The sequence below is a fragment of the Mucilaginibacter sp. NFR10 genome (assembly GCF_900100445.1).
Lineage (GTDB): Bacteria > Bacteroidota > Bacteroidia > Sphingobacteriales > Sphingobacteriaceae > Mucilaginibacter > Mucilaginibacter rubeus.
Map to the genome: position 1 here is coordinate 720,360 of NZ_FMTV01000001.1, position 17,403 is coordinate 737,762.

Here is a 17,403-nt window from a genome sequence, read left to right on the forward strand (position 1 = left end):
AGTTAATCTATCATGAAAAAAATATTACTAATGTCGGTAATGGTCCTGCTCAGTACAAGGGTATTTGCGCAGGAGCGGCAGGAAAATTTTAACTTACTGTTGAAGGATGACTGGCAGATGCAATCGGCACTTACAGTGCCTGCCACTGCTACGGAGGTTTCGAAAGAAAAATTTGATACCCAGGGCTGGTATAAAGTAAGCGTGCCATCAACCATTTTAGCTGGCTTACTGGCCAATCATGTATATAATTTTGATCCGTTTATGGGCAGGAACCTTGAAAAACTGGCAGATCCTAAATTGGATAAACCATGGTGGTTCAGGAAGGAGTTTACCCTGCCTGCTGCCGAAAATGGCAAAAACGTGATCCTTCGTTTACATGGCATCAACTATAAAGCCAACGTTTGGTTCAACGGGGTTAAAATAGCCGATTCAACAAAAGTGAAGGGCCCATATCGCATCATTGATCTTGACCTCACCAAAAATATCAACTATAGCGGCACCAACACTTTAGCTATTGAAGTGCTTAGGCCTTTTACCCCAAACAAACGTGATGGTGACCTTGCCATTGATTATGCCGACTGGATTCCCTATCCGCAGGATTATAATGGTGGAATCATCAATAACGTTGAAGTGAGAACTTACAATAAAGTAGGTGTGAAGTTTCCATTGGTTACAACAGATTTTGATCTGCCTTCGCTTGCGGTAGCCCATTTAACAGTAGATGCCCAGGTGACCAACTATACCAATAAACCACAGGATGCGGTGATCAAAGGCAGGATCAATGAAAATATATCCTTCGAAAAAAAAGTACACCTGCTGGCTAACGAGTCGAAGAATGTAAACTTTTCACCTTTGGAGTTTAAGCAGCTTAATATTAAAGATCCATCCATCTGGTGGCCCTGGCAATATGGTAAGCCAAACCTCAACCGCATTGAAGTATCGGCTGTGGTTAATAAAAAGCTGAGCAACTCGGTGAGCGAGAATTTTGGGATCAGGCAGTTTACATCCATGATTATTGATAATAACCAGTCGCGCGAGTTTATTGTGAATGGCAAGCCTATTATGTTAAGGGGCGCGGCCTGGTCGCCTGATATTTTCCAGCGCCGTTCGCCCGAAAGGCAGGAGCAGGAGATCCGGTTGGTACGGGATATGAACATGAACATTGTACGCTCCGAAGGTAAAATGGAAGACGATAATTTTTACGATCTGTGTGATAAATACGGCCTGATGGTGATGAACGGCTGGATGTGCTGCGGCACCTGGCAGCATCCTGAAAAATGGGATGCGGCCGAACGAAAAGTTGCCATGGCGTCAGATAGTAGTGTGATGTACTGGCTGCGCAACAAGGCCAGTTTGTTTGTATGGCTCAATGGCAGCGATATGCCGCCGACAGATACCTCGGTTGAGCGCGATTACCTGAAGATTGAAAAGCAGTTAAAATGGCCTAACCCCTTATTAGCAACCGCTAATGAAAGTAAGTCAAAGGTATCGGGCTATAGCGGTGTAAAAATGGCCGGCCCGTATGAGTGGGTGCCGCCTGTTTATTGGGAAACCGATGCCGCCAAAAAGTATGGCGGTACTTACAGTTTTGCTACCGAGATTTCGCCCGGTCCGTCAATCCCGCCGTATGAAAGCCTGGTGAAATTTATCCCTAAAGATTCGCTGAACGTGACCTCGGCCGCCTGGAACTATCATTGCGGTACAGGCTCATTTGGCACCACAAAGGTATTCACCAAAGCGCTTTACGGCCGTTACGGCGAAACTGTATCCATTAAAAATTATGTAGCCAAAGCTCAGGCACAAAACTACGAGGCCCACCGTGCCATGATGGAAGCCTACGGGTTAAATAAATATCGAACGGCCACGGGCGTAGTTCAATGGATGCTGAGCAATCCGTGGCCAGGCATTATCTGGCATACATATGATTATTACCTGTATCCGGCCGGTACTTACTTTGGCATGAAAAAGGCGATGGAGCCGCTGCATGTGCTGTATTCTTACAAAACTAATGAGGTAGCAATTATCAACTCCTATTTAAAAACCGTTACTGGTTTAAGAGTTAAGGCTGATGTTTATAACCTCGATGGGGCAAATAAATTTAGTAAAACCACTACTGCCGATATAGGTGCCGATGCATCAAAAAGATTATTCGCCCTGCCCGCCATTACCGGTTTAACGGATACTTACCTGTTGCGCCTTGAGCTAAGCGATAAAAACGGCGAAACTGAAAGCATCAACTGGTACTGGCTCTCCAAAAAAAGCGATGAGCTCAACTGGAAAAAGTCAAACTGGTTTACTACGCCGCAATCGGCCTACGCGGATTATTCGGCCCTGCAATCTTTACCCAAAACTAAATTAGTGGTTAGTCAAACCGGTAAAGCTGAAAGGGACAGCACTTCGCATATGGTAACTATCAAAAATACAGGCAGTGCAGTTGCGTTTTTTGTACATTTGCGCGCTTTAAAAGGGCAAGGTGGTGACGATATTTTACCAGTGATCTTCAGCGACAACTATATCTCACTGGCACCGGGCGAAAGCAGGGTGATCAAGTGCACCTATAGTACTAAAAATGCCGATGGCACAGCGCCTTATTTCCTAACTTCGGCCTGGAACCTGGATATAGCTGCAAGCAGTGGCGATTGTGGGTTTGAAGATGGGCTGCCGAAGGAGTAGTTTATTCGGAAAATAAGCTGATCATGGCCTGTTTTCTTAAGTTAAAACATCTGGTAAAATTTATCCCCGGTGGATAAATACAGGCATTTTTCGGGCTAATTTCCGGTGATTGGTGAAATAAATAAATCGCTGTTTATTATATTCGGCAAAACCCAAGCAGATAATGAAATCACTATCTAATTTAACCCTGTCATTTTGCCTGTTTTTTTGTGCCGGCGTTTGGGCCCAGCAACCTGTTAATATGCAATATTCGGTGTCGATGGAAAAGGCGGCCGACCATTTGTATCATGTTGAGTTGGCCAATAAAACCCACCTCAAAACGCTCGATTTTAAGATGTGCGTTTGGACACCGGGATATTACCAGCTAATCAATTTTGCCGGAGCCGTACAAAATTTTACTGTTGCCGATGCAAAAGGCAATTCGCTTAAATTTGATAAGCCTACTAAGGATACCTGGAAAGTTATTAACCCTTCGGCCGGCGATGTAAAGATCTCGTACGATGTTAAAGCTGTTGTGCCGTTTGTGGGCAACGTTTATCTTGACGAAACAAGAGGCTACATTACCCCCGGAGGCCTGTTCATGTACCTCGACCAGGAATTACGCCATCCAGTCACCATCCAAATGAAGCCTTACAGCAAATGGAGCGATCTGGTAGCAACCGGGCTGGATACCCTGAAGGGACAATACCATGTTTACAAAGCAGCCGATTTTGATGTACTTTATGACAGCCCTTTTTTAATGGGCGAGCTGGAAGTTTTGCCGCCTTTCAGCGTGCAGAATAAACCACACAACTTTATCGGTTATAAGTTGCCTGCTTTTGACAGGCAGGCGTTTATGGACGACCTGAAAAAGATAGTAGTGACCGGCAGCAACATCATAGGCGAAATTCCTTATACGCATTATACCTTTTTATCAATTGGCGCAGGTGGGGGCGGTATCGAACACTTAAACTCAACCTCGTTAAGTTTTAGCGGAGGTGAAGGGTTTAATACTCCCGAAGCCCGTAAAAAGCTGTACAACTTTATAGCGCATGAGTATTTTCACCATTACAATGTTAAACGTATTCGGCCGGTGGAGCTTGGGCCGTTTGATTATTCGAAAGAGAACCATACCAATATGCTTTGGGTATCAGAGGGCTTTACCGTTTATTATGAGTATATGATAACCAGGCATGCCGGTTTAATGAATAATGAAGATATGTTTGGCGATTTTCAGAATAACCTGCGTAACTACGAAAATGAGCCCGGCCATTTGTACCAATCGGCAACGCAAGCAAGCTATAACACCTGGGATGACGGACCTAACGGCAGGCAGGGCGACGATTTTAATAAAACCATTTCATACTACGATAAAGGGCCAATCCTTGGTTTGATGCTTGATTTCAGCATCCGCCATGCAACGCAAAATAAAAAAACGCTTGATGATGTAATGCGCCTGCTTTATTATAAGTATTACAAAAAGCTGAACCGCGGTTTTACCGAACAGGAATTCAGGAATGAATGTGAGAAAATGGCGGGCGTACTTTTAACCGAGGTATTTGAATATGCATCGACTGTAAAGCCGCCTGATTATCCAAAGTACTTCGCCTTAGGCGGTTTAGCTGTAGATACCGCTACGACCACAGTTTCTAATGCCTGGGCCGGGCTAAACATGCGTCAGGTGCGGGATTCCATGCGCGTTACCACGGTAGCTTATCAATCACCTGCCTGGAATGCAGGCATTCGTGGGCGCAGTGTTATTTTGAAGGTTAATGGCGAGACCGCTAATCCAGAAGCTTTGGGTAAAGCACTGGATAGCCGCAAAGAAGGCGATGTAGTGAAGTTTACCATTCTGAAAGATGGAGTTACCAAAGATATTGATGTAGCGCTTGGTAAAAAGCGTGAAAAATCATTCAGGATAACTCCGTTACCAAATCCTGATCAGCTGCAATCGGCTATCTTTAAAAGCTGGACGGAGGGGCGTTGATTGTTGTCTGAATCAGAATTTACAGGATTTGAGAATTTTCAAAATTATAAACGAGTCGCAAGAAATTCTGTTAATTCCAAAATTCTGTAAATTCTGATTCAGACAATTTGCGTTAGCGATAGTAGCGGGTACCGGCCTCGTGGCTAATGCCTGTGCAGTATGAGCGTATAGCGCGGGCCGAAGGTAACGCCATAATTGATTTCGGAGTCGGGATTTTTGATTTCGAATTTATTATAGCTTAACCGAAATTGAACGAGTTGAGGAATTTATGAATTTGCCTGGAATTCTGCCAATTATTTAATTCCAAAAATTTGAGTTCAGACTATAATAGGCACTTATCGAACTCATCCCAACCACCTTCACTTCAAAAACTAACTACTCATCATAAATCTCATCATAAACCAACCACTCACTTAATCAACCAGCCAACCGTTCACTCCTGAAAAGATAACCACTCACTTAATCCAACCCAATCAGCCATTCACCATTAAAACAAACCCCAAAAACAAATCCATCCGCCCCCTTGCTTTTGCATAATTAATCACTATCTTTGCACCCACAATTAATAAAATAGTTAACGCTTTAATATTATTCAAGTAATGTATTTAGGTAAAGAAGCAAAGGCGGAGATCTTTGCAAAACACGGTAAATCAGCAGCTGACACAGGTTCGGCCGAAGGTCAGGTAGCTTTATTTACTACCCGTATTGCTCATTTAACAGGGCATTTGAAAAAAAACAAAAAGGATTTTTCAACTCAATTATCGCTACAAAAATTAGTAGGTAAACGTCGTGCGTTACTTGCTTACCTGTATAATAAAGACATTGAAAGGTACCGTGCTATCATCAAAGCTTTACAGCTAAGGGATATCATTAAGTAATTCTCTCCTTTTTTATTTAAAAGCCATCCCCATTTTAGGATGGCTTTTTTACTTTTGCAACATATATTTACACACATAAAATCCGATGCGCTCCCGAAGATGAAAAGTGCATCACAAACAAAAAAAGATGAGTTTAAACGTAATTAAAAAAGTTATTGATCTGGGCGACGGACGCACCATTGAGATCGAAACAGGTAAACTGGCCAAACAAGCGGATGGCTCGGTAGTAGTAAAAATGGGTGATACCATGTTACTGGCTACTGTTGTATCATCGCCTGAAGCTAAAGAAGGAGTTGACTTCTTGCCTTTATCGGTTGACTACCAGGAGAAATACGCTGCAACAGGCCGTATCCCGGGTGGTTTTTTACGCCGTGAGGCTCGTTTATCAGACTATGAGGTTTTGATCTCCCGTTTGGTTGACCGTGCTTTACGTCCTTTGTTCCCTGAAGATTATCACGCTGATACACAAGTGATGATCTCTTTAATCTCTGCCGATAAAGATATTATGCCCGATGCATTGGCCGGTTTGGCAGCATCTGCAGCTTTATCTGTATCTGATATACCTTTTAACGGTCCAATCTCTGAGGTACGTGTTGCTAAAATTGACGGACAGTTAGTAATCAATCCTACATTAAGCCAGCTTGAAAATGCAACTTTAGAATTTATTGTTGCAGGTAGCGAGCATGATATCAACATGGTTGAAGGCGAATCAAAAGAAATTCAGGAAGCTGAATTGGTTGAAGCCATCAAGTTTGCCCACACTGCTATTAAACTGCAATGTTTAGCTCAAAAAGAACTGACCATTGAAGTTGGTAAAACCGAAAAACGTGTTTACAGCCATGAGCATAGCAATGAGGACTTGAAAAAAGCTATCTACGCTGCTACTTATGATCAGGTTTACGCCATTGCTTCTGCTGCATCTGCAAAAGAAGAGCGGAGTGCTAAATTTAAAGAAGTGCGTGACGCCTATATCGAAACCTTAGGTGAGATAGATGATATTACTAAAGGCCTTGCTAAAAAATATTACCACGATGTGGAGTATGATGCTATCCGTAACCTTGTGTTAGACGAGGGCAAACGTTTAGATGGTCGTACTACTACACAGATCCGCCCGATATGGAGCGAAGTTGGTTATTTACCATCTGCTCACGGTTCGGCGATATTTACCCGCGGTGAAACACAATCATTAACTACCGTTACCTTAGGTGCTAAGGATGACGAGCAAATGATTGACGGTGCGTTCATTAACGGTTACCAAAAATTCTTGTTACACTACAATTTCCCTGGTTTTTCTACCGGCGAAGTTAGGCCTAACAGGGGTGCCGGCCGCCGTGAAATTGGCCACGGTAACCTGGCCATGCGTTCATTGAAACAAGTATTGCCATCTGAAGATGAAAACCCATACACTATCCGTGTAGTTTCTGATATTTTGGAATCAAACGGTTCTTCTTCAATGGCTACAGTTTGTGCCGGTACACTGGCGCTTATGGATGCAGGTGTTAAAATTAAAGAGCCTGTATCAGGTATCGCGATGGGTTTGATCACCAACGAAATGGGTACCAAATATGCTATCCTTTCTGACATTCTTGGTGATGAAGACCACTTAGGTGATATGGACTTTAAAGTAACCGGTACGAAAAACGGTATCGTTGCTGTACAGATGGACCTGAAGATCAACGGCCTTTCATACGAAGTATTAACCAACGCGTTAAACCAGGCTAAAGACGGCCGTTTACATATCCTTGGCGAAATGGCTAAAACCATTACCGAGGCACGTGCCGACTACAAACCACATGCTCCGCGTATCGTTACCATTAAAATTGATAAAGAATTTATTGGTGCGGTTATAGGGCCAGGTGGTAAAATCATCCAGGAAATGCAGCGTGAAACAGGCGCAACCATCTCTATCGAGGAAAAAGACAACCAGGGTATCGTTCAGGTATTTGCTGATAACAAAGCATCTATCGACGCCGCTTTAGGCCGCATCCGCGCTATCGCTTCAAAACCAGAAGTGGGCGAGATTTACGAAGGTAAAGTAAAATCAATTATGCCTTTCGGTGCGTTTGTTGAAATTATGCCTGGTAAAGATGGCTTGCTGCACATATCTGAAATTGATCACCGCCGTATTGAAACGATGGATGGCATCTTCCAGATAGGCGACGAGGTAAGGGTTAAGCTGCTTGACGTAGATAAGCAAGGTAAACTGAAGCTATCGCGCAAGGTTCTGTTACCTAAGCCTGAGCCAAAGCAAAATAATTAAGTGTTTTTATACAGTAGCAAAACCCTCTTTATGAGGGTTTTGCTATTTTGTTTTAATTTTTTTTATTTTTTTAAAACAAAAAGCGGATGTTTAAACTTATTAACTGTTAATACGTAGTTGATAAAACCATAATTCCGATCCTGTTTGATAAAAAAATGACCCCTGCTGCTAACGATCCTTTAGATTTCCTGAATAGCAATTCGGCTGGTATGCAGACGGGTACTCAGACGGATTTGGTTCAGCAGTTACTGTACGAAATAATAAGGGTGAAGGAAATCATTGTTTATTACGACTCCATCCCCAATGGAGGCGGGCAGCTTGGATCATCTATCCTCAATGAGCTGGTTTCAGAAGCTTATCAGTCGCTGGTTAACTACGATACCGTACTGATGCGGAAATATTACGATTTGTTATTGAATTGCGATTAAGTCCGAACCTGGATTTTTTGATTTTCAGGTTTCACAGATTTTTTTTGCTCGAATTAAACGAATTGAGGATTTTATAGAATGTGTCTTTCGTCTTTCCTTTTTACCCTGCCAATTCTTTAATTCTGTAAATTCAGGTTCAGGCAACCTCGATGAAATCACACCGATAGCCACTAACCTCTAATCTCCAGCCACTAACCTCTAACTCACAACAACAAAATATCAATCTGATGCGCATGCACCATGCCTACAACCGGCGACCATGCAAATACCGTAAACCGGCCGTCCTGAGAAGCTACCAGTGCTAAGGCATCTTTTTGGTCGAAGACAAACTGTGCTGCCGCTAAATGCCTTGTACCGCCGTTTTGCGCCGGGTGGATCACCCTGGTTGAGCAACCGACGATAGGCTCGGTCACTACGATCTCTTCGACAGGTGAGCTTTTTGCTGCACGACCTATTTTGGCGCCGAAAGCCAGCAGCTCGTGTTTATCATTTATTAGCGTAGCGCCGTCTATCGAGGTTAATCCGCCTATGGTATCAACCGCGCGGCGCATTTTTTCCTGCCATGAGGTGTGGTAACGGTCGATGCCTTCGTGAATCATCAAATCGGTAAGGCCCGAAAACGGAGGATCGACAGGGTAGGAGATCGGGGTAATGATAGATTCGCGCCATTCTTCGTTTCCGGAGGGCACAACTAATAATATGCCGCCACGTTTGTGGGCTTGCATGGAGGTAGCCAGCTGAACTAATACGTTTACCGGATCGTTCCATAGGGATGGTAAAGTAAAATCAAGCATGGCCGAAAGTACATTAGGGCAATCAGAAATGCTGGAGCCATGCTCGTCAACTACTTTAATATCGTCGCCTTTTAATATGGCTATGTTTACAAATTTGCCAAAGCCCTCTATACGGCGATGTTTGATCACTAATAATCCGGGTTCAATTACTTCCAGCACAAAACAATAAGCCGGGATAGCCAGGGTGGTCCCCCAGATGTAGAGTTCATCATCTTCTATCCAGATGCCCAAATGGATGCCCGGCTGTTGTACCGCCGAAGCAAATTTGGTGAGGATATTAGGCGCGAGTTTAATTTTACCGCCAAACAACAACGGCTGACCGGCAGCTTCGGGCGGCAAAAAAGCAAGCGTGAATTTTGGCGAAAATCCCTCTTCCCGGCGCAAGCTTGCCCAAAACGAGATATCGATAAGTGATTCAATAGTGGTGCAGCTGGGGGTAGGAGCAAGGTCTATCTCATCGTTATCGGCGAGGGCTTTGGCGTGAAAATGCCTGAAATGCCTTTCGATAATGGTTGCTACTTTACCGGCTGCTTTATATGTAGGTCCTGAACTCAAAGTTTTGGTGGTGTCTTTCATTTAAATACTTATCTCAAAAGTAAAGCTAAAAAAACATGCTAACAAACTAACGCATCAATATTGCAATTGGATGAGCAGGGCTCATCCCAAACTCTCTCCCAAAGAGAGGATTAGGTAGGCCGTTTGTCAACGGTTTATCATACTCATTATCAATTATCTTCCTAAAGTCAGTTGTTGATCCGGGTAAATTTTTTTTGAAACTATTGTAGCAGTTTTGCAGCCGGAAACGATAATGTAATCATGAAACTCATATCACACCTCATATCACTCACCCTGCCGGATACCACACCACTGCAGGTATCAGCCCTTTTAAACCTCGGGTTAACTTACGTACAACAAGGTTTCAATAAAGTTTTTCATAAAGCAGTGCGAAACAATCAGCCCTGCGGCGAGCTTCAGCCATGTATGTAAGCTGCATTTAATTGCAGATAACGGCAGCCGCACTTATAAATTATAGCTAAATTTGCGCTTAATTATTAAGTATGGATCAGCTAACGGCTGCGGGCAAATCAAAAATGCGGATTGCCAACAGTGTCTTCTTCTTTGTTTCGGGCTTCGGGTATTCTTCATGGGCCTCGCGTATTCCATCCATAAAACATCAGCTTAATTTAAATGAAGCCCAGTTAGGGGTTGTGCTGTTTGCCATGCCTGTTGGCCTGATGCTTACCATGCCTTTAACGGCTAAAATGATCAAGCATTTCAGCAGCCGTATAATGATGCTGATAGGTGCACTGGCCTTTAGCCTGGTGCTTTGCCTCCCCGGTTTTGCAGCTTATATGTGGCAACTGATAGTAGTTTTATTTTTTGTTGGCTCAACCCGTAATATATTAGGTTTATCTATGAACTCGCAGGCCGTGGGGATCCAGGCTTTGTATGATAAATCGATCATGGTAACATTCCATGGCATCTGGAGCCTGGCCGGTTTTGGCGGCGCTGCTGTCGGCTATTTAATGGTATTATTTAACGTGGCTCCTTCATATCATTTATTAGGTGTGGGAGTTGCGATGCTGATCCTCTCGGTAATATTTTATCCCTCAACATATGACTATCAGCCTGCCGAAACACCCAATAAATCGGTGTTTTCCATGCCCGATAAACACTTGCTTAAATTTTCTTTAATATGTTTCGCCTCTATGGCCTGCGAAAACACGCTGTACGATTGGAGCGGTGTTTATTTTGAAAAGGTAGTCCATGCCACCAAATCATTCGCTGAGGCCGGCTTTGTAGTTTACATGGTTACCATGACCATTGGCCGCTTCGCGGGCGATAGGGTAGTATCGGCCATTGGTATAAAAAAGGTGTTAACTTATAGCAGCTCGCTGGTTTTGGCCGGTTTGCTGGTATCTGTGTTTTTACCATATACTTTAACCGTTTATTTGGGCTACGCCATGATAGGCATGGGGGTGTCATGTATAGTGCCGCTGATTTTTAGCATGGCCGGTAAATCAAAAACAATGAACAGCAGCCAGGCACTGGCCGCCATATCAACAGTTGGTTACCTGGGTTTTGTTATAGTACCACCAATAGTTGGTTTTATTGCTCAGGCAGCAAACCTGCAAATAGCTTTTTTTGTTGTTGCCGCCTTTGCTGCCATGATGATATGGCTGGTGCGTAAAATTGAAGATGAGCCTGTGGTATCATAGTTTTGTCATATAAGCTGCTTAGTATTTACGCCAGCCCCGTTTTAGCTTATAATTGTGTCATCAAATCCACTGGTTTGATATAACATCTGCAACAAATGAGCACAAACATTACCGAAACCAGCATACAGCCGTCAACAGAATTATTTATCAAAATGGTAGTCTGCAACTGGGAACTGCAAAACAGTCGCCTAAACGGTTTACTCGATAAGTTAACTGACGAAGCTCTTGCTGCCGAAACTGCTCCCGGCCGAAACAGCGGTATTTACCTGCTGGGTCATCTTACTGCTGTTAGCGACGGAATGTTTACTTTTTTAGGTTTGGGCGAAAGGCTCTATCCCCAGCTGGATCAAATTTTTGTTAAAAGTCCGGAAAATTCTGGGTTGGAGAAACCGTCACTGGCTGAGCTTAAACAATATTGGGCTAAAGTAAATGACGTTTTAACCGAAAGAATGAATGCCATGCAGCCCGAAGACTGGTTTAAGCCGCATAGCGCCATCGCGGCAGATGATTTTGCAAAAGAGCCGCACCGTAACAGATTAAATATCCTGATTAATCGTACTATACACCAGGGTTACCATATTGGGCAATTGGTTTACCTGCTAAAAAAATAAGCGTTAACCGACCGGATTTGACTCAAAAGGTTTAATCCGTGACAATTGGATGAAACGTTTTTTACAAAGGGATGGTAAATAATCCTGAAAACCGTTATACTTTTGCTTAACACTGTTAAATGATTTAATAGTGTAATCAAAATGGCAAGTAAAGAACGAATTCAGCGCTTAAAAGAGGAAACCCGGGTTAATATCCTGGATGCCGCGCTCCACATAGTTAAGCACGAAGGCTGGCAGGCCTTAAGCATGCGTAAGATTGCCGATGTAATTGAGTACACCGCGCCCATTATATATGAATACTTTGCAAATAAGGATGCTATATTAATGGAACTTACCCGCAAAGGCTATTTGATATTAGCAAAGGACATGGAGGAAGCCAAAGAAAAGCACCGCCTGCCCGAAAAGCAATTGGAGGCCATGTGGCTTGCTTACTGGAACTTTGCTTTTGACAATAAGGAACTTTACCAGGTTATGTTTGGCGTACAGATGAACTGTTGCTGCGAGATGGTAAAATCAATGCCTGAAGCCCAGCTCCCTACCACTATGGTTAGCGAGGCTATTATGCAACTGATGGATATAAAGGATATCAATGACGAAATGATCTGCACCAAATACTATACCTTTTGGTCGGTTGTGCACGGGTTGGTATCCATCAACTTACTGAGCAGGGGATTCTCTGACGAAGTTAACCGCCAGGTTTTAAAAGATACCATAGGCGGTATCATCAGGTCGATGAAAGATTAATTCTTTCTGCGGCTTGAAAACTACACTGTTAAATTACCTTACAGTGTTAGGCAATTGTTAAGCACTTTTAAAACAAACTCTTAATACAATGAAAAAGCTCACTCACAACCCTCGCAATCTATTTAACAGTGTTAAACGATTTAACGGTGTTGTAACATCTAATTTATGCAATTGCTGTAATTAGCGTACATCGTTTCGGTATATCGTCATGAAAAATCGTGAAAATAACGATATAAGGCATTGGAAATTAAATATTATAAATATAAGTAATTGATAATCAGTTTAATTATATAACTGGCATCTCAATTGAAAATGATCGGCAACAGTAAAACAATGAAAACAATCAAATCATCATATATCACAAGCCCAACGGCTTTTTCTAATCCTATTCATTCACCACTCTTAAAATCATCACTCATGAAAACACTCCTTTTAGCAGCAGTTGCAGCTTTAACATTATACGGATGTTCATCTGCACCGCAGGCTCCAACAGCACCTCCACCGCCAGCCTTACCGGTTGCTTCTATAGTATCAGGTACCGAAACTACTTACCAGGAATATCCTGCTTCAATTGAAGGTGCCGTTAACGTAGAGATCAGGCCACAGGTAAGCGGTACTTTAGATAAAGTATTTGTTGACGAAGGCGCTTTCGTATCTGCCGGTCAGCCAATATTTAAAATTAACGAACAACCATACCGTGCGGCTTTAAATAACGCATTGGCAAGCTTACACGCCGCCGAAGCAGCACATGTAAATGCGCAACTGGAAGTTGAAAAATTAACTTCGCTTGTAGCTAATAAAGTAGTTTCTGACTACCAGCTAAAAACGGCTAAAGCAGCAGCTGATGTAGCGAAAGCCAACATCGAATCGGCTAAAGCTAACGTAGCTACCGCGCAGATCAATTTGGGTTACACCTTAATAAAAGCTCCTGTAAGCGGTTATATCGGTCTGCTTGCTAAGAAACAAGGTAGCCTTGTTGCTCCTGCGGATGTTGCTCCACTAACTCAATTATCAGATGTTCATGATGTACACGTTTACTTTTCATTGGGCGAAAAAGATTTTGTTGCCTTTAAAGAACAATATCCCGGCGCTAACCTGAAAGATAAATTGAAAAATGTACCATCAGTATCATTATTGTTAGCTGATAATACAGAATATGCTAAACAAGGTAAAATTGATATTGTAGACGGTCAGTTTGATAAAAACACCGGCGCTATCACTTTAAGGGCAAATTTCTCAAACCCTGACGGTCTTTTACGCTCTGGTAATACCGGCAAGATCCGTTTAAGCCTGAGCCATAAAGATGCTTTGATCGTTCCGGAAGCTTCAACTATCGAAATGCAGGATAAAGTATTTGTATTTGTAGTTGGCGATAGCAGCAAAGTGAAAAAACAACCTATCGACATAATTGGTAAATCAGGCGATCACTACCTGGTTAAAGATAAAGAAGCCATTAAAGCCGGCGACCAGATTGTGTTAGAGGGCATTGATAAATTACAGGAAGGCATGGTTATCCAGCCTCAAAAAGCTGCAGATAAAGTAGCCGCTGTAGTTAAGAAATAATACATACACTTAAACTTTAAAGTCATGTTTCAGAAATTTATAGAAAGACCGGTACTCTCAACTGTTATCTCCATATTGTTGGTGATAGTGGGTGTGCTTGGTTTAACAAAACTGCCCTTAGAGCGGTTTCCTAATATTGCCCCTCCGTCGGTATTAGTATCAGCCGTGTATCCGGGTGCCAATGCCGAAACTATTTTACGTTCCGTTACGCCTTCCTTAGAAGAAGCGATCAATGGTGTGGAAAATATGACCTATATGACCTCTACCGCCAGTAATGACGGTACATTGGGTATCACCGTTTACTTTAAACAGGGTACTAACCCCGATCAGGCAGCGGTAAACGTTCAAAACCGCGTTTCACAGGCTTCAAGCCAGTTGCCAGCCGAGGTTTTGCAATATGGTATTACAACTACCAAACAGCAAAACAGCTTTATCGGTGCTATGGCCATCTACTCTGAAGACCCCAAAAAATACGATCAGACCTTTGTAGCCAACTATGCGCAGATCAATATCGTTCCGGAAATTAAACGTATCCCGGGTGTAGGTTCTGCCAGTATTTTTGGTGGTATTAAGGATTATTCAATGCGTGTTTGGTTAAATCCTACCCAGATGGCAACTTACAATGTTACACCGGCCGAAGTAACCGCAGCTATACAGGACAAAAACCTTGAAGCAGCGCCAGGTAAATTTGGCGAGCGCAGCAACGAAGCATTTGAGTATGTAATTAAATATAAAGGTAAACTTACCAAACCAGAGGAGTACCAGAACATCGCCATCCGTGCTAATGCAGATGGTTCTGTATTGCGTTTAAAAGATGTAGCACGTGTTGAACTGGGTGCTTATTCATACAATAGTGTTAGTAACCTGAACGGCCACGATGGTATTATCATCGGTATTATCCAATTGTCAGGTTCAAACGCCAACGAAATTCAGATAGCGATTGATAACCTGATGGTGAAACTATCAAAAGATTTCCCTGTTGGTATCAAATACAATCAGTTCTACCGTACTAAAACCGACCTTGATGAGTCTATCAACCAGGTTGAGCATACCTTGGTTGAAGCCTTCATCCTTGTGTTTATCGTGGTATTCGTCTTTCTACAGGATTTCAGGTCAACGTTGATCCCGGCGATAGCGGTTCCGGTTGCTATTATCGGTACGTTCTTCTTTATGAACCTTTTCGGTTTCTCAGTTAACTTGTTAACGCTGTTCGCATTAGTATTGGCCATCGGTATTGTGGTGGATGATGCCATTGTGGTGGTGGAGGCGGTGCATGCCAAAATGGAGCATGACCCAAGTCTTACACCTAAAGCGGCAACTACTGAGGCCATGCACGAAATTACAGGTGCAATTATATCCATTACCCTGGTTATGGCTGCGGTATTTTTACCGGTGAGTTTCATGACAGGCTCAACTGGTATCTTCTATCGCCAGTTTGCCTTAACTATGGCTATATCTATCATTATATCGGCTGTTAACGCGTTAACTTTAAGTCCGGCTTTGGCTGCGCTATTCTTAAAGAATAAACATAGCGGAAACGGTCATGACGCACCTAAGAAAAGCTTTGTAGAGAAATTTTACGCGGGCTTTAATGGCGGCTTCAATTATATGACCAACAGGTATGTTGGCGGCTTGAAAGTTCTGATCCGTAATAAATGGATCAGTATGGCCGGCCTTGCCTTAGTAGTTGTTGCTACAGTTTACATGGTAAACAAAACCAAAACAGGCTTTATTCCTACCGAGGACCAGGGCTTTGTGGCGATAGCAGTAAATACACCATCAGGTACTTCATTAGCAGGAACTAACAAAACCTTTAAACTGGCTGAAGATCAGTTGAAAACATTGCCGTCAGCACGATTTGTTACCGCGCTTTCTGGTTTTAACTTCTTAACACAGTCAAGCAGCCCATCAGCAGGTGTTATCTTCCTGTTGTTAAAACCTACTGACGAAAGGGGCGAGGTTAAAAATATTGATGCTATCCAGAATATTGTTAGGGGCAAATTAGCAGGCATACCAGGTGGTACGTTCTTCGTGTTCAGTTTCCCAACCGTTCCTGGTTTCAGCAACGTGGAAGCGCTTGACGTAATGCTGCAGGATAAAACCAACGGCAGGCTGGATAAATTTAGCGGCGTTGCCAATAACTTTATCATGAAGCTGATGCAAAAGCCGGCTGTTGCTTTCGCCTTTACTTCATACAAAGCTGATTATCCCCAGTTACAATTAGAGGTTGATGACGAAAAAGCCAACCAGTTGGGTGTAAGTGTTAAAGACATCCTGTCAACCATGCAGGCTTACTTTGGTACCGCACAGGCATCAGACTTTAACCGCTTTGGTAAATACTACCGCGTGGTTGTTCAGGCTGATATTGCAGATAGGACAGATCCATCGGCAATTGACCGCGTATTTGTTAAAAATAAATCGGGCGAAAATGTGCCGATCAATACCCTGGTTAAATTAACCCGTGTGTATGGTTCAGAAACTGCTTCACGTTATAACTTGTTCAACTCTATCGAAATAAATGCTATCCCTAAACCGGGCTACAGCTCTGGTGATGCCATCAAAGCGATTGAGGAAACAGCTAAGGAGCAATTGCCGCAAGGTTTTGCATATGAGTTTACCGGCCAAACCCGCGAGGAGATTGCTTCAAGTGGTCAGTCGACTGTGATCTTCCTGTTATGTTTGGTGTTTGTATACTTCCTGCTGTCTGCACAGTATGAAAGTTATATCCTGCCATTGGCGGTAATACTTTCAATACCTACAGGTTTATTCGGGGTATTCATTGTGTTAGGCTTAACCGGTATCGAAAACAACATCTATGTGCAGGTTGCGCTAATCATGCTTATCGGTTTGTTAGCGAAGAACGCGATCCTGATCGTAGAGTTCGCGGTACAGCGGCGAAGGGCAGGGCATGGACTGGTTCAGTCGGCTATCGAAGCTGCTCAGCTCCGTATCCGTCCAATCATCATGACCTCCATGGCCTTCGTATTCGGTTTATTCCCGATGAGTATCGCTACCGGCCCATCTGCACAGGGTAACCACTCTATCAGTATTGGTGCAGCAGGCGGGATGGTTTCAGGCGTATTGTTAGGTTTATTTATCATACCTGTACTATACGTGATATTCCAGGGCTTGCAGGAACGCATTAGTGGCAAACCTAAGCCGCTTGCCGCTGCCGGCGACCATGGTAAGGATGCTGTAGTTCTTGAAAACGAATATTCAGCTTAATCAATCAAAACATCAACTAAAACTATCACGGCCTTTAAAATC

General features: G+C 43.1%; 12 protein-coding genes. 11 read left to right on the forward strand and 1 reads right to left on the reverse strand.

The features are described 5' to 3' along the window. Positions 1 to 12: 12 nt before the first annotated feature. From BLP33_RS03060 to BLP33_RS03080, 5 genes are all read left to right on the forward strand, one after another. The gene (locus tag BLP33_RS03060; RefSeq protein WP_090524760.1) at positions 13 to 2,673 is read left to right on the forward strand and encodes a glycoside hydrolase family 2 protein; all 2,661 of its coding nucleotides are present in this window, start codon (positions 13 to 15) and stop codon (positions 2,671 to 2,673) included. 163 nt (positions 2,674 to 2,836) lie between these two features. Further along, a complete protein-coding gene (locus BLP33_RS03065; RefSeq protein ID WP_090524762.1) occupies positions 2,837 to 4,639 on the forward strand; it encodes a M61 family metallopeptidase in 1,803 nt (600 codons plus the stop codon). A 599-nt stretch (positions 4,640 to 5,238) separates the two neighbouring features. Next, positions 5,239 to 5,517, forward strand: a complete 279-nt coding sequence (gene rpsO, locus BLP33_RS03070; protein ID WP_090524765.1) for a 30S ribosomal protein S15 — start codon at positions 5,239 to 5,241, stop codon at positions 5,515 to 5,517. Positions 5,518 to 5,644: 127 nt separating this feature from the next. Next, the gene (pnp, locus tag BLP33_RS03075) at positions 5,645 to 7,777 is read left to right on the forward strand and encodes a polyribonucleotide nucleotidyltransferase (RefSeq protein ID WP_090526179.1); all 2,133 of its coding nucleotides are present in this window, start codon (positions 5,645 to 5,647) and stop codon (positions 7,775 to 7,777) included. A gap of 155 nt (positions 7,778 to 7,932) precedes the next feature. Beyond that, entirely contained in the window at positions 7,933 to 8,205 is a 273-nt protein-coding gene (locus tag BLP33_RS03080) for a hypothetical protein (RefSeq protein ID WP_090524767.1), read from the forward strand. A gap of 203 nt (positions 8,206 to 8,408) precedes the next feature. Here the strand turns inward: BLP33_RS03080 and BLP33_RS03085 are convergent, their stop codons facing one another. Then, on the reverse strand, positions 8,409 to 9,575 hold the full coding sequence (locus BLP33_RS03085) for a putative sensor domain DACNV-containing protein (RefSeq protein WP_090524769.1): 1,167 nt from the start codon (positions 9,573 to 9,575) through the stop codon (positions 8,409 to 8,411). A 240-nt stretch (positions 9,576 to 9,815) separates the two neighbouring features. On the opposite strand from BLP33_RS03085, the gene BLP33_RS27345 reads away from it, so the two are divergent. From BLP33_RS27345 to BLP33_RS03110, 6 genes are all read left to right on the forward strand, one after another. After that, a complete protein-coding gene (locus BLP33_RS27345; RefSeq protein WP_175489912.1) occupies positions 9,816 to 9,986 on the forward strand; it encodes a hypothetical protein in 171 nt (56 codons plus the stop codon). Between the two features lie 71 nt (positions 9,987 to 10,057). Continuing rightward, positions 10,058 to 11,218, forward strand: coding sequence for an MFS transporter (locus BLP33_RS03090; protein WP_090524771.1), 1,161 nt, complete (start codon positions 10,058 to 10,060; stop codon positions 11,216 to 11,218). Positions 11,219 to 11,313: 95 nt separating this feature from the next. Next, positions 11,314 to 11,829 carry a DinB family protein gene (locus tag BLP33_RS03095; protein WP_090524773.1) on the forward strand — a complete coding sequence of 172 codons (516 nt, stop codon included), beginning with the start codon at positions 11,314 to 11,316 and terminating at the stop codon, positions 11,827 to 11,829. Between the two features lie 141 nt (positions 11,830 to 11,970). After that, complete coding sequence (locus tag BLP33_RS03100; protein WP_090524775.1) at positions 11,971 to 12,573, forward strand: TetR/AcrR family transcriptional regulator; 603 nt, start codon at positions 11,971 to 11,973, stop codon at positions 12,571 to 12,573. A gap of 417 nt (positions 12,574 to 12,990) precedes the next feature. Continuing rightward, positions 12,991 to 14,136, forward strand: coding sequence for an efflux RND transporter periplasmic adaptor subunit (locus BLP33_RS03105; RefSeq protein WP_090526180.1), 1,146 nt, complete (start codon positions 12,991 to 12,993; stop codon positions 14,134 to 14,136). 24 nt (positions 14,137 to 14,160) lie between these two features. Continuing rightward, positions 14,161 to 17,361 carry an efflux RND transporter permease subunit gene (locus BLP33_RS03110; protein WP_090524777.1) on the forward strand — a complete coding sequence of 1,067 codons (3,201 nt, stop codon included), beginning with the start codon at positions 14,161 to 14,163 and terminating at the stop codon, positions 17,359 to 17,361. The last annotated feature ends 42 nt before the right edge of the window (positions 17,362 to 17,403 follow it).